Origin of the sequence: Xanthomonas sp. NCPPB 1128 (assembly GCF_001043115.1) — a bacterium.
GTDB lineage: Bacteria > Pseudomonadota > Gammaproteobacteria > Xanthomonadales > Xanthomonadaceae > Xanthomonas_A.
On sequence record NZ_LFME01000057.1, the window covers coordinates 1 to 12307 of the forward strand.

At 68.7% G+C, this 12307-nt stretch carries 14 protein-coding genes; 7 read left to right on the plus strand and 7 right to left on the minus strand.

All coding sequences use genetic code 11. The features are described from left to right. Positions 1–340: 340 nt before the first annotated feature. The 7 genes from ACP93_RS20455 to ACP93_RS20485 all read right to left on the minus strand — a co-directional run bounded on the left by ACP93_RS20455 (position 341) and on the right by ACP93_RS20485 (position 7299). Positions 341–1189 carry a transporter gene (locus tag ACP93_RS20455; protein ID WP_228136109.1) on the minus strand — a complete coding sequence of 283 codons (849 nt, stop codon included), beginning with the start codon at positions 1187–1189 and terminating at the stop codon, positions 341–343. A gap of 40 nt (positions 1190–1229) precedes the next feature. Next, positions 1230–3374, minus strand: coding sequence for an acyltransferase family protein (locus ACP93_RS20460; RefSeq protein WP_048492499.1), 2145 nt, complete (start codon positions 3372–3374; stop codon positions 1230–1232). Between the two features lie 2 nt (positions 3375–3376). Beyond that, complete coding sequence (locus tag ACP93_RS20465; protein ID WP_048492500.1) at positions 3377–4066, minus strand: DUF2058 domain-containing protein; 690 nt, start codon at positions 4064–4066, stop codon at positions 3377–3379. A 27-nt stretch (positions 4067–4093) separates the two neighbouring features. Beyond that, positions 4094–4330 (minus strand): SlyX family protein, encoded by a 237-nt coding sequence (locus ACP93_RS20470; RefSeq protein ID WP_010344225.1) that lies wholly within the window; start codon positions 4328–4330, stop codon positions 4094–4096. Further along, positions 4320–5666 carry a UDP-glucose dehydrogenase family protein gene (locus ACP93_RS20475; protein ID WP_048492501.1) on the minus strand — a complete coding sequence of 449 codons (1347 nt, stop codon included), beginning with the start codon at positions 5664–5666 and terminating at the stop codon, positions 4320–4322. The genes ACP93_RS20470 and ACP93_RS20475 overlap by 11 nt, the downstream gene beginning before the upstream one ends. 15 nt (positions 5667–5681) lie before the next feature. Beyond that, the gene (locus ACP93_RS20480; protein WP_048492502.1) at positions 5682–6632 is read right to left on the minus strand and encodes an FKBP-type peptidyl-prolyl cis-trans isomerase; all 951 of its coding nucleotides are present in this window, start codon (positions 6630–6632) and stop codon (positions 5682–5684) included. Between the two features lie 100 nt (positions 6633–6732). After that, positions 6733–7299: a glutathione peroxidase gene (locus ACP93_RS20485; RefSeq protein ID WP_048492503.1), complete on the minus strand. Its 567-nt coding sequence runs from the start codon at positions 7297–7299 to the stop codon at positions 6733–6735. A gap of 128 nt (positions 7300–7427) precedes the next feature. Here ACP93_RS20485 and ACP93_RS20490 point away from each other — a divergent pair, with 128 nt between their 5' ends. From ACP93_RS20490 to ACP93_RS20520, 7 genes are all read left to right on the plus strand, one after another. Next, on the plus strand, positions 7428–7670 hold the full coding sequence (locus tag ACP93_RS20490; protein ID WP_048492504.1) for a hypothetical protein: 243 nt from the start codon (positions 7428–7430) through the stop codon (positions 7668–7670). A gap of 2 nt (positions 7671–7672) precedes the next feature. Continuing rightward, positions 7673–8035 (plus strand): GntR family transcriptional regulator, encoded by a 363-nt coding sequence (locus tag ACP93_RS20495; protein WP_048492505.1) that lies wholly within the window; start codon positions 7673–7675, stop codon positions 8033–8035. Further along, complete coding sequence (locus tag ACP93_RS20500) at positions 8032–8913, plus strand: ABC transporter ATP-binding protein (protein WP_048492506.1); 882 nt, start codon at positions 8032–8034, stop codon at positions 8911–8913. Before ACP93_RS20495 ends, ACP93_RS20500 begins: the two co-directional genes overlap by 4 nt. After that, positions 8910–9899, plus strand: a complete 990-nt coding sequence (locus ACP93_RS20505; protein ID WP_048492507.1) for a hypothetical protein — start codon at positions 8910–8912, stop codon at positions 9897–9899. Before ACP93_RS20500 ends, ACP93_RS20505 begins: the two co-directional genes overlap by 4 nt. Before the next feature lie 43 nt (positions 9900–9942). After that, complete coding sequence (locus ACP93_RS20510) at positions 9943–10767, plus strand: DUF4097 family beta strand repeat-containing protein (protein ID WP_048492508.1); 825 nt, start codon at positions 9943–9945, stop codon at positions 10765–10767. A gap of 41 nt (positions 10768–10808) precedes the next feature. Further along, entirely contained in the window at positions 10809–11366 is a 558-nt protein-coding gene (locus tag ACP93_RS20515; protein ID WP_048492509.1) for a DUF2884 family protein, read from the plus strand. 259 nt (positions 11367–11625) lie between these two features. Further along, positions 11626–12066: a hypothetical protein gene (locus tag ACP93_RS20520; RefSeq protein ID WP_048492510.1), complete on the plus strand. Its 441-nt coding sequence runs from the start codon at positions 11626–11628 to the stop codon at positions 12064–12066. Positions 12067–12307: the final 241 nt, after the last annotated feature.

A 12307-nucleotide genomic window follows, 5' to 3' on the forward strand; every position in this document is an offset into this window, starting at 1 on the left:
GTGATGCGCATGCCCCTCTCCCCACGGGAGAGGGGCATGCGCATCACCGCTGTTCCCTTCTCCCCTCGGGAGAAGGTGCCCCGAAGGGGCGGATGAGGGTACGGCCACAGCCGAATCACCCCAAACACCACGAGACGCTTCGCGCCGACCCTCACCCCAACCCCTCTCCCGACGGGAGAGGGGCATGCGCATCACCGCTGTTCCCTTCTCCCCTCGGGAGAAGGTGCCCCGAAGGGGCGGATGAGGGTACGGGCACAGCCACGTCAACCCAAACACCACGAGACGCTTCGCGCCCCCCTAACCCCCAACCCCTCTCCCGACGGGAGAGGGGCTTGGCGCCTCAGCGCAGCAACACCGAAATGCCGAGGCCGCCCTGCCAGTCCGGGGTTTGCGCCGACAGGCCGCGCAGGACCGACAGATCCAGTTGCACGCGGTTGGCGAACAGCCAGGTGACGCCACTGCCGAGCGCGCGCATCTCGTCCTCGCCACCGCCGATGCCGGCCTCGACGTAGGCGCTCAGCGTGTCGCCGGCGTAGAAGGTGTAGCTCGGCGAAACGCTCCAGCCGGAGCCGTCCTCGCTGTCGCTGACGTTGCCGTACAGCGCCAGGCTACGGCCCTCGGGCAGGTCCCAGCCGGCGCTCACGCCCAGATCGTAGCGGTGGCCGGCATCGCCGTACGGCGCACGCCCGACCGGCAGGCTGGCGCTGCCGAGCAGCGACCAGGTGAAGCCGTCGCTGGCGCTGGGCAACGCCTGCTTCAGGCCGATACTGGCATCGCCACCACTGTGCCCGCGCCGGTCCTGCCCGCCGCCACGCACGTGTTGCCACACCTGGCTGTCGATCGCCAGTTGCACCTCGGTGCGCGCGCTCAGGCCGAACCGCAGCCGGCTGTTGGCCACGTATTCGGTGCTGCGCACATCGCCGTCGCGGTCGTAGCTGCCATCGAAGAACGCCTGCTCCCAGGCCAGTTGGCCGCGCTGCAGAGTGGTCGAGGCGAAACCGATCCCGGGCCGGTCGAACGCCGGCGCGTCCTCGGCGCAGGCCACGCCGGCGCTGCCGGCATTGGCGGCCAGCAGCAGCGCCCCGCGCAGCAGGGTATCGGCGCGGCGGCGCAACTGCCGCCGGCCGCCATGGCGGATGGCGATGGACGACGGCGACAACCGCGACGCGACGAAATGCAGAACGGGCATGCGCGAACTCCTTGCGATGCGGGAGGCGGAGGGCTGCGCCTCAAGGCGCTGGCGGCGAGTGTGCCTGGATCGTCGCGAAGTGCGATGTGAAGCCCGGCAGCAACACCCGGTTGCCATAGCCGCTGAGGTGATCGGCATCGAAGAACAACGGGCGCCCATCGCGGCTGCCGGTGCATTGCTGCGCATCGCACAGCAGCGGCAGCGGATCCCACACCGAGGCATGCGGCAGCTGCGCGGCGATACGCTGCAGGCTCTGCAGCACCGGCGCACGGTAGCGCTCCATGGTTGCGCGCGGAATCGGGATGCCATGCGCGCAGATCGGATTGCCGCGATTGAACCAATCCGAGCAGCGATACGGCGGCGCGCGCAGCACCGGCTTGGGTGCCTCGAAGACGATGCGCACGCCGCGCTGCGCCAGCGGCTGCAACAGCGCCACCGCGGCCGCTTCGCCAGCGCTGCGCGCGGCCTGCGCCGCGGCGCCTTCCTGCTCGGCCATCACCGTCGTCTCGTCGAACAGGCGGTCCTGGTCGGCCAGGCGCAGCACGCGCAGGGCAGGCAGGAACAGCACATCGCCATCGCGTGCGTGCGCGGCGACGTCGGCCAGGGTGCTGCGCTCGTAGGCCTGGCAGCCGGGATTGCTGGCCTGCCAGGCCTGCAGGCCGACGATCGGGCAACCGCCGACCCCGTACAGACGCACCGGCACCCCGCTCTGCAGCGCGAAGCGTCGCAGCAGTTCGTTGTAGGCCAGCGCATGCGAGTCGCCGGCGACGAACAACTGGCCGCCATCGCGGTTGTGCAGCGTGCAGGCGCCGCGCTCGAACAGCTTGGCGTTGCCCACCTGCACCGGCACCTGGCGAGTCTGCAGTGCACACTGCGGGAACTCCCGGCGCAGCCCCTTGGCATAGGCGTACCAGTCCAGCGGATGCCGGCTGACCGTGCTCAGCCCGTAGTAGCGCTGGGCGTTCTGCAGCAGCGCGTGGGTACCGGCAGCGAGCAGGATCAGCCCCAGCCCCGCAACGATGGTCCGCGCCGGGGTGCGCGCGCGGCCGAGGCGGCCATGCCGCCACGGCAACTCCACCCAGCGATATGAGGCCAGCGCCAGCAGGGCCACCAGCAGCAGCGCCACGGACTTGGTCGGCGCCGATTCCAGGCCGACGGTCCAGCGGAACAGCACGAACACCGGCCAGTGCCACAGATACAGCGAGTACGACACGCGGCCGATCGCCACCGGCACGCGATGCGACAGCGCGCGCCGGGTCCAGCCGGCCGGGGCGCCATGCAGGAGCGCCAGCAGGCCAAGCGTGCCCAGCACCGGCCACAGCCCGTCCGGCCACGGCGAGTGTCCCGGACGCGCACGCCACAGGCCGACCACGACCGCCGCCAGGGCAACCGCCAGCAGCGGCGAACGCCAGCTCCACGCGCCCGGCGGCGGCGCCTGCGTGCCGGCCTCGAAGCGTCCGCGCAACGCCAGCACCTGGTACAGCAGCACGCCGCTGCCGAGTTGCCAGAAGCGTGCGGTGGTCAGGTAGAACGCGGCCGCCGCATCGCCGGCGTCGCGGCTATGCCGCCAGGCGAACGCCAGCGAGGCGGCCGAAGCCAGCGCCACCAGCAGCGTCGACCATACGCGGCCGCGGCCGCCGCGATTCCAGGCCAGGAACAGCAGCGGGAACAGCAGATAGAACTGCTCCTCCACCCCCAGCGACCAGGTGTGCGTGTACGGATTGAATTCGGCCTTGGGCGAGAAGTAATCGTTGCCGGTCGCGGCCAGCACCCAGTTGCTGAGGCCGACGAAGGCCATGCGCCCGGTCTTGGCGCTGGTCTCGCTGAGCCAGGACTCGGGAATGAACAGGCCGCTGGCCAGGCCGGTGAGCAGCAGGCAGACCAGCAGCGCCGGCGCGATGCGGCGCATGCGCCGCGCGTAGAACTGCGCGAACACGCCGAGCTTTCCGGCCGCCGGCAGGCGCTGCAACGATGCGCTGACCACGAAGCCGGAAATCACGAAGAACATGTCCACGCCGGTGAACCCGCCCGGCAGCCATGCCGGATCGAGGTGGTAGGCGATCACCGCCAGCACCGCGATCGCACGCAGCCCGTCCACGTACGGCAGATAGCCGCCGCCGGTGTGCGCGTGCGGCGGCGTGTGGCCGCGCCCGGCGGCCTGCGTGCCCGTCCCTGGCCGCGCCACGCTTACCAGACCAGATCGTCGGGGATCTGGTACTTGGGATCGGCGTAGGGGTCTTCCTCGGCCGGCGCGTTCGGGTCGACCCGCAGCGCCACCGCCGCCGGGAAGATCGCTTCGGCCTGGTCCAGCAGCGCCGCGGTCACCAGCAGGTAGCGGCCGTTCTGCTGCAGCACGCCCAGTTCGCCGGCGTTGAGCGCCTTGAGCTGGTCGGCGGTGACGTAGATGCGCTTGATCTTGCCGCCATAGGGGAAATGGCGGGCGATGTCGGCCTCGGCGTGGTTCAGCGCCTGGCCCTTGAGCAGTTCGTCGAGCTTGGCCCGCGCCTCGCGGCGCAGGCGCGCTTCTTCCTGTTTCTGCCGCTCGGCCTCGATGCGCTCGTCCTTCTCGCGCTGGGCGCGGATCGCGTAGGCCTTGGCCAGATCGATGTCCTCGCGGCTGCGCGGCGGCCGCGCCGGCTGGCCGCCGGCGCCCTGCGGCTTGCCGTGGGCATTGCCGTGCGGCCGGCCGCGCCCACTGCCGGGCTTGCCGGCATTGGGCGCGCCGCCGGGAGCGCGCTCGCCACGCGCCCCGGCCGGTGCCGGGCGCTGGCCCGGCCGTCCCTGCGGCCGCGGCGCGGCAGGCGCGGCCTTGCGTTCGGGTTTCGGCGCAGGCTTGAAGCCCAGGCCCAGCAACTGGTCGCGGAGGGTATCGCTCATCGGGACGGCATCGGTCGGTTCGGGGGATCAGTAATGCGGCGGCGGCGGTTCGTCGGCCGGGTCGGCGTAGAGCGTGCTGCGCACCTTGCCCAGATCCTCGAGCAGGTGACGCAGCAACTCGGCGTTGCGCTGGCTTTCGATCCGCGCTTCGGCCAGGGCATCGCTCATTTCCGCCAGCGCCTGCTCCTGGAAGGAGAGGCGCGTTTCCAGCTCGATCAGGCGGTTCTCCAGCAACCGATCCTGGGTGGAAAAATCATGCTGCATGGATCGAACGTCCGCGGCCGATGCCGTAGTACGCCAGGCCGAAGCTCTCGATTTCCTGCGGATCGTAGAGATTGCGGCCGTCGAACACCACCGCATCGCCGACCAGCTCCTTCATGCGGGTGAAGTCCGGGCTGCGGAACTGCTTCCACTCGGTGACCACCGCCAGCGCATCGGCGCCTTCCAGCGCGTCGAAGGCATCCTCGCAGAAGTGCAGATCGTCGCGCTCGCCGAAGATGCGCTTGGCCTCCTCGGTCGCCTCCGGATCGTAGGCGCGGACCGTTGCGCCCGCTTCCCACAGTTGCGCCAGCAGGCGGCGGCTGGAGGCGGCACGCATGTCGTCGGTGTTGGGCTTGAACGCCAGGCCCCACACCGCGAAGGTCTTGCCCTTCAGCGACTGCGCCGCGCCGTAGTGGCGCTGGATCAGTTCGTACAGATGGCCCTTCTGCGCCTCGTTGACCGCTTCCACCGCATCCAGCAGCCTGGGCGCGTGGCCGTACTGCTGCGCGGTGCGCGCCAGGGCCTGCACGTCCTTGGGGAAGCACGAACCGCCGTAGCCGGCGCCCGGGTAGATGAAGTGCCAGCCGATGCGCGGATCCGAGCCGATGCCCTGGCGCACCTTCTCCACGTCGGCGCCGACGCGCTCGGCGATGTTGGCGATCTCGTTCATGAAACTGATCTTGGTCGCCAGCATCGCGTTGGCCGCGTACTTGGTCAGTTCGGCCGAGCGCACGTCCATCTCCACGATGCGGTCGTGGTTGCGGTTGAACGGCGCGTACAGGCGGCGCAGGCGCGCGGCCGAGCCGGGCTTGCTGCTGCCGATGACGATGCGGTCCGGGCGCATGCAGTCGGCCACCGCATCGCCCTCCTTCAGGAACTCCGGGTTGGAGACCACGTCGAACTCGATCGTCTCGCCGCGCGCCTCCAGTTCGGCGGCGATCGCCGCACGCACCTTGTCTGCGGTGCCCACCGGCACCGTGGACTTGTTGACCACGATGGTCGGCCCCTGGATGTGCTGGCCGATGGTGCGGGCCACCGCCAGGACGTACTGCAGATCTGCGCTACCGTCCTCGTCCGGCGGCGTGCCGACGGCGATGAACACGATATCCCCATGCGCGATGGCGCTGGCCGCGTCGGTGGTGAAGAACAGCCTCCGTGCGGCGTGGTTGGCCTTGACCATCGGCGAGAGGCCAGGCTCGTAAATCGGGACCACGCCCTTGTTGAGCCCATCCACTTTGGCCTGGTCGATGTCTACGCACACCACGTGGTGGCCGACTTCGGCCAGACAGGTTCCGGTGACGAGCCCGACATAGCCGGTGCCGAATATCGCTACGCGCATGTAATCTCCTTTCGGTTATTGAAGGATGTTCAAAAGTTCCACGTCGAAGGTCAACATCGCATCCGGGCCGATCGGGCCGCCCGGCGTTCCCTGTGGGCCATAGCCCAGATTGGACGGAATCCAGAAGCGGTACTTGGAGCCCACCGGCATCAGCGCCACGCCCTCGCTCCAGCCCGGCACGACCTGGTTCAGCGAGAACTCGGCCGGCTGGCCGTTCTTGTAGGAGCTGTCGAAGACGGAGCCGTCGAGCAGCTTGCCTTCGTAGTTCACCCGCACCTTGCTGGTGGACGTGGGCCGCGGGCCGCTGCCTTCGCGCAGCACCATGTACTGCAGGCCGGACGGGGTGGTGATCACACCCTTCTGGTTCTTGTTCTGTGCCAGGAAGGCGTTGCCCTCCTGCTTGTTCTTGGTCGCCACGGCGGCCTGCTTGGACGCGCCGAAGGCCTGCAGCGTGGCCATCGCTTGCTCCTGGGTCATCGCGGTCTGGCCCTTGGCAAACACGGTGCGCACCGCACCCATCAGCGTCGGCAGATCGATGTCGTTCTGGATCCGCGCCAGCGACGGACCGACCGCGCGGTCGCCCAGCATCAGGCCGACGTTTTCCTTGGACACCGGCGGCGGCTGCGTGCCCGGCGCCATGCCCGGCACCGGCTGGCCGTTGCGCGCGGCCAGCTGTGTGCGCAGCGCGGTATCGGTGGCTTGGGTCTGCTCATCGGACAGCAGCGGCTTGCCCTGCTTGAAGGCGTTCTCGATCGCGCGCTGCAGCGCGTCCACGTCGATGTCCTGGGCGATGGGCTCGAACGAGCGCGCCACATCCATGCCGATCGCGTAGCTGACCTTCTGCTTCTCGCTGCCCAGCGTCGTCGCCGAGCTGCCGGCAGCCGGCGCCTGCGCGGACGCTTGGCCGGCGGCCAGCATCATCCCCACCACCAGCGACGCCACGGCGCCGCGCATTCCCATCTTCATTCGCTACTTTCCCTGGAAGTGAACCGTGAACTGGACGCGCCGCGATGGCGCAGACAGAGGCCGGCATTGTCGCATGCGCGGCCGAGATGTTGACCCGCTTTCAGTGCGACGCCGGCTGCGCTTTCAGTTCGCGTTCGATGGCACTGCGCAAGGCCGGATCGTCCGGCGTGACCTTGCTCGGGAATTGCGCGACCACGCGGCCGTCGCGCGCGATCAGATACTTGTGGAAATTCCAGCCCGGCGCCACGCCGGTGGCCTGGGTCAATTGCTTGTACAGCGGCGTCGCGTCATCGCCGATCACGTGCACCTTCTCGAACATCGGGAACTTGACCCCGTAGGTGAGCGTGCAGAATTCCTGGATCTGCTTCTCCGATCCGGGCTCCTGGCCCTTGAAGTCGTTGGACGGGAAGCCGAGCACGCTGAAGCCCTGCGCCGCGTACTGCTGCTGCAGCTTCTCCAGGCCGTCGTACTGCGGGGTATAGCCGCACTTGCTGGCGGTGTTGACCACCAGCAGCACCTTGCCGCCGTAGGTCTTGTTCAGGTTCACCTTGTCCTTGCCGGCCAGCGGGCGGTAGTCCCGGTCCAGCAAGGAGCCCGCCCAGGCACTGCCGACGGTGCCGGCAGCGGCCAGGATCGCAAGGAAAAACAGACGCTTGGAAAGTTTCATGGGGCACCGTCGGAGAAAAAGGGAGTTTGTGCGCGACTAGGTCGGAAGTTGGGTCTGACGCGTGTTGACATGCCGTGTAACGGTGTTATAGTTAAATACAACACCACTCACCCAGAGCAGGTCCCACGATGCAACTCAAACGCTTCCAGCGCAGTCTTCCGGCCCTGGTCATCGTCGGCACCCTGCTCTGCGCGAGCTGGATCGGCGCCCAACGCCACCAGGGACGGCCGCTGGATTATGGCGCCAGCACGCCGCACGACGACAGCGCCACCGGCGCCGCACCTGCCGCCGTCCCGGCAGTGCGGCGACTGCGGGCCTCGCTGTCCGTGCCTTATTTCTCCTTCGCGCGCACTCTGCGCCCACGGAGCTGACCATGAGCGACATCCAATGGAGCGACGGCGCTCCCATCTACCGCCAACTGAAGGACCGGGTCATCGCGATGATGCTCGACGGCATCCTCAAGCCCGGCGACGCCCTGCCCTCGGTGCGCCAGGTGGCCGCCGAGTATCAGCTCAACCCGATCACCGTCTCGCGCGCCTACCAGGAACTGGCCGACGAGGCCCTGGTCGAGAAGCGCCGTGGGCTGGGCATGTTCATGACCGAGGAAGCGGCGCAGAAGCTGCGCGGCAGCGAGCGCGATCGCTTCCTCAACGAAGAGTGGCCTCTGGTGCTGGAACGCATCCAGCGCCTGGGCCTGACACTGCAAGACTTGTTGCCACCGGGGAAAACGCCATGACTGCCGCTGTCGCCGCATCCGAATCCGTCGTCTACGCGCAGGGGTTGCGCAAGACCTACAACCACAAGCCGGCGCTGGCCGACGCATCCTTCACCATCGCGCCCGGCCGCATCGTCGGCCTGATCGGCCCCAACGGCGCCGGCAAGACCACCGCGTTGAAGGCGGTGCTGGGCCTGACCGCGGTCGAAGGCGAACTGCGCGTGCTGGGCATGGACCCGCGCAAGCAGCGCGACGCGCTGATGAACGAGGTGTGCTTCATCGCCGACGTGGCGGTGCTGCCGCGCTGGATGCGGGTGCGCGAGGCGATCGATTTCGTCGCCGGCGTGCATCCGCGCTTCGATCGCGCCAAGTGCGAGGGCTTCCTGGCCAACACCAAGCTCTCGCCGAAGCTGCGGGTGCGCGAGATGTCCAAGGGCATGATCGTGCAGCTGCACCTGGCCCTGGTGATGGCGATCGACGCGCGCCTGCTGGTGCTGGACGAGCCGACCCTGGGCCTGGACATCCTGTACCGCAAGGAGTTCTACCAGCGCCTGCTGGAAGACTACTTCGACGAGCAGAAGACCATCATCATCACCACCCACCAGGTGGAGGAGATCGAGCACATCCTCACCGATGTGCTGTTCATCCGCGATGGCCGCATCGTACTCAGCGCCGACATGGAGCACATGGCCACCCGCTACACCGAACTGCTGGTGCCGGCCGAGCGCATCGAGGCGGCGCGCGCGCTGCAGCCGATCGACGAACGCGGCCTGCCGTTCGGCAAGTCGGTGTTCCTGTACGACGGCGTGCCGCAGGCGCAGCTGGCCGCGCTCGGCGAAACCCGCACCCCCGGCCTGGCCGACCTGTTCGTCGCCATCATGAAGGGCACCTACGCATGAACGCTCCCGCCAAAACGATCTCTCCCGTGTCCACCTTCACGTGGCTGCTCAAGCGCGAGTTCTGGGAACACCGCGGCGGCTTCCTGTGGGCGCCGGTCATCACCGGCGGCATCGTCGCCACGCTGTACACGGTGCTGTCGATCATCGGCAGCATCGCCGGCCGCAACCACCGTGGCGACAGCCTCAACAACGTGGAGTGGGACGGCCAGGCCCATAACGCCCACCAGATCATCGGCGCGGTCGGCGACGGCACCATGCTCGCCGGCGTGATCCTGTCCTGCATCGTGGTCGGCTTCGTGGTGTTCTTCTATGCGCTGGGTGCGCTGTACGACGACCGCCGCGACCGCAGCGTGCTGTTCTGGAAATCGCTGCCGCTGTCGGACACCGGCACCGTGCTGTCCAAGGCCGCCTGGGCGCTGCTGCTGGCGCCGTTGCTGGCGATCGGCGTCGGCCTGCTGATCGGCCTGGCGCTGTGGGTGGTCACCGCGCTGACCCTGTCGGTCAACGGCATCCCGCAGAGTACCGCGGTCTTCACCGAATCGCACCCGCTGCGCATCATCGGCATGGTCCTGGCCGCACTGCCGGTGCAGGTGATGTGGTCGCTGCCGGCGATCGGCTGGCTGATGCTGTGCTCGGCCTGGGCGCGCAGCAAGCCGTTCCTGTGGGCAGTGCTGATCCCGATCCTGGGCTGCGTGACCGCCAGCATGATGGGCATCCTGCCGATGCTGAACGTGAACCACAACCTGATCTGGTACACCGTGGTCTACCGCGGCCTGCTCAGCGTGCTGCCCGGCAGCTGGGGTCCGGTGCTGAACGAGCAGGTGGCCGAAACCCACATCAGCGGCCCGCAGGATCTGGTCAATGCGATCCATCTGGGCGACAGCTGGGTGCTGTTCCGCGACCCCGACATGTGGATCGGCGCCGCGGTCGGCGTGGCCTTCATCGTCGCCGCGATCTACGTGCGCCGCTGGCGCGACGAAGCCTGATCGCAACGCAGTCGTCCTTCCCTTTTCTGCAAGGAGTATCCCGATGTGCAAGACCCTCGCCCTGTGTGCCCTGCTGTCGCTGCCGGCCATCGCCATGGCCGACGACTGCAAGTATTCCGAACCGCGCGAACTGAAACTGGACCTGGCCGGCGTCAAGTCGGTGCTGCTGGACGTGCAGCAGAACGACCTCAAGCTCAGCGGCGCCAGCGGTGGCGACTCCACCCTGCGCGGCCGCGCCTGCGCCTCCGATGCGGACATGCTCAAGGAGCTGACCCTGCGCCAGCGCCGCGACGGCGACACCCTGGTGGTGACGTTGAAGCACGAGGGCAAGATCCACGGCATCAGCGTCGGCAACCGTTACGCCTACCTCAACGTGGCCGGCAGCATTCCGGCCAACCTGCCGGTGCAACTGCAACTGGGCTCCGGCGATGCCGAGATCACCGGCGTGGCCTCGCTCGACGCCAAGATCGGGTCCGGCGACCTGCATGCGCAGAACATCCGCGGTGCGGTCAGCGCCACGGTCGGCTCCGGCGACATCGAACTGCGCAATGTCGGCAGCGTGGCCATGCCGACGCTGGGCTCGGGCGACGTCAAGGCCGACCAGGTCGGCGGCGACGTCAAGGTCGGCACGGTCGGCTCCGGCGACCTGACCGTGCACGGCGTGCGCGGCGGCGTGCAGGTCGACAGCGTCGGCTCCGGCGACGTGCAACTGCGCGATGTCAGCGGCAGCGTGGCGGTGCAGACCGTGGGCTCCGGCGACCTGGACGTGGGCAACGTCGGCGGCAACCTGAGCGTGCAGAAGGTCGGCAGCGGCGACGTCACCCACCGTGGTGTGCGCGGCAGCGTCAATCTGCCCAAGCCGCGCTGATCCTCCGCTCCGCTTTCCACCTTTCGCACGAGGATACGCCCATGCAGTACCGTTTCCTGCCCCTCGCCGGCGCCGCCCTGGCCGCCCTGCTCTCGCTCAGCGCCTGCCAGCGCTCCGCAACGAACGACCGCGTCGTGGTCGATCACGGCGGCGCGCAAAGCCTGACCTTCCTCAACGGCGACCTCACCCTGAAGGCCGATGGCCAGCCGCCGGCCACCATCACCCGCGACGGCAAGCTGCTGATCGACGGCAAGCCGGTCGCCCTGGACGCCGAGCAGCAGCGCCTGCTGCTGGCCTACCGCAGCCAGATCGAAGCGGTGGGCATGCAGGGCGTGGAAGTCGGCAAGGCCGGCGCGGCGCTGGGCGTGAAGGCAGCGGGCGATGCCATCAGCGGCGTACTCAGCGGCGATACCGAGCACATCGGCGAGCGGGTCGAGGCGCAGGCCGACAAGATCAAGCAGGCGGCGCTGAAGATCTGCGACCAGGTCGCCGCGCTGCGCGCCGCGCAGGATGCGCTGATGGAGAAGGTACCTGCGTTCCGCCCGTATTCCACCTTGGAAGACAGCGACGTGCGCGACTGCAAGAACTCCGCAGCGTAATCGGCGCGGCATGCTGGCCTGGCGCGCGACGCTTGCCGCACCAGCAGCGGCACCGGTCAACAGCATGGGAGATGGCGGTGCGCCGCACTGCCGATGGCCTGGCCGCAGGGAAGCGGCCAGTCGCCACCAACGCGGGGGCGGCGCCATCTCGGACCGACGCAGCCGGCATCCATGCGCTTCAGGCCGCTGCGCACTCACCGCACCCGTGCGCCACACGCTCTAAAATGGCCGGGACCTCCCCCGCCTCGCCGCTGCCTCCATGAAGAAGACGCTACTCGCCTGCCTGTCCCTGCTGTCGTTGTGCCTGCTGCTCGCCGCCTGCGGCGGACGCGGCGGCGAGACCACCTCCTCGCGCGCCGAGCGCAGCAAGCCGCGGGTGGCGGTGGACAGCATGAACGTGATGCTGCGCCGCGCCCCAGCCGCCAACGCCACCATCGGACCCGATGGCAGCCTGCGCATCGACGACATCGAACTGCCCCTGCCCCCCGCTCAGCGCACCGAACTGCAGCAGTTGTTCATGCACCTGCAGATGCAGCGCCAGCGCACCCTGGAAACCGCGGCGCCGGATCCGAACATGCGCTCGGTCGGCTTCGCGCCGACCCCGGAGATCACTGAAGCGCAGGCCGCGGTGCTGCGCGACATTCCCTCGCTGCAGCCGTACCGTGACAGCTTCGGCAACCTGCAGGCGGAACGCCGCTGAGGGCTGCTGGCGTCGGCAAGCCCGGCACGAGGGAGCCTCGAGAAGGATTGGAGGTGTCCCAGTAGGAGCGGCTTTAGCCGCGATTGGCTTTACCTTGAAAGCCCGTCGCGGCTAAAGGGCACCTCGAACAACCTGCCATGACCTGGAGCTAGGGGGGCAGCCTCTGTCGCAACGGCACCAGAGAGGCGTCGGATCATGGTGGTTGGGAGGCTGAGGTGGCCGTTGGGCCTGCTCATCCGAT

Excerpts from the sequence above, each read along its gene's own strand:
- ACP93_RS20485 (WP_048492503.1), bottom strand. The coding sequence starts at position 7,299 with ATGAAACTTTCCAAGCGTCTGTTTTTCCTTGCGATCCTGGCCGCTGCC.
- ACP93_RS20520 (WP_048492510.1), top strand. The coding sequence starts at position 11,626 with ATGAAGAAGACGCTACTCGCCTGCCTGTCCCTGCTGTCGTTGTGCCTG.
- ACP93_RS20470 (WP_010344225.1), bottom strand. The coding sequence starts at position 4,330 with ATGCAGCATGATTTTTCCACCCAGGATCGGTTGCTGGAGAACCGCCTG.
- ACP93_RS20510 (WP_048492508.1), top strand. The coding sequence starts at position 9,943 with ATGTGCAAGACCCTCGCCCTGTGTGCCCTGCTGTCGCTGCCGGCCATC.
- ACP93_RS20490 (WP_048492504.1), top strand. The coding sequence starts at position 7,428 with ATGCAACTCAAACGCTTCCAGCGCAGTCTTCCGGCCCTGGTCATCGTC.
- ACP93_RS20480 (WP_048492502.1), bottom strand. The coding sequence starts at position 6,632 with ATGAAGATGGGAATGCGCGGCGCCGTGGCGTCGCTGGTGGTGGGGATG.
- ACP93_RS20515 (WP_048492509.1), top strand. The coding sequence starts at position 10,809 with ATGCAGTACCGTTTCCTGCCCCTCGCCGGCGCCGCCCTGGCCGCCCTG.
- ACP93_RS20455 (WP_228136109.1), bottom strand. The coding sequence starts at position 1,189 with ATGCCCGTTCTGCATTTCGTCGCGTCGCGGTTGTCGCCGTCGTCCATC.
- ACP93_RS20505 (WP_048492507.1), top strand. The coding sequence starts at position 8,910 with ATGAACGCTCCCGCCAAAACGATCTCTCCCGTGTCCACCTTCACGTGG.
- ACP93_RS20475 (WP_048492501.1), bottom strand. The coding sequence starts at position 5,666 with ATGCGCGTAGCGATATTCGGCACCGGCTATGTCGGGCTCGTCACCGGA.
- ACP93_RS20465 (WP_048492500.1), bottom strand. The coding sequence starts at position 4,066 with ATGAGCGATACCCTCCGCGACCAGTTGCTGGGCCTGGGCTTCAAGCCT.
- ACP93_RS20500 (WP_048492506.1), top strand. The coding sequence starts at position 8,032 with ATGACTGCCGCTGTCGCCGCATCCGAATCCGTCGTCTACGCGCAGGGG.
- ACP93_RS20495 (WP_048492505.1), top strand. The coding sequence starts at position 7,673 with ATGAGCGACATCCAATGGAGCGACGGCGCTCCCATCTACCGCCAACTG.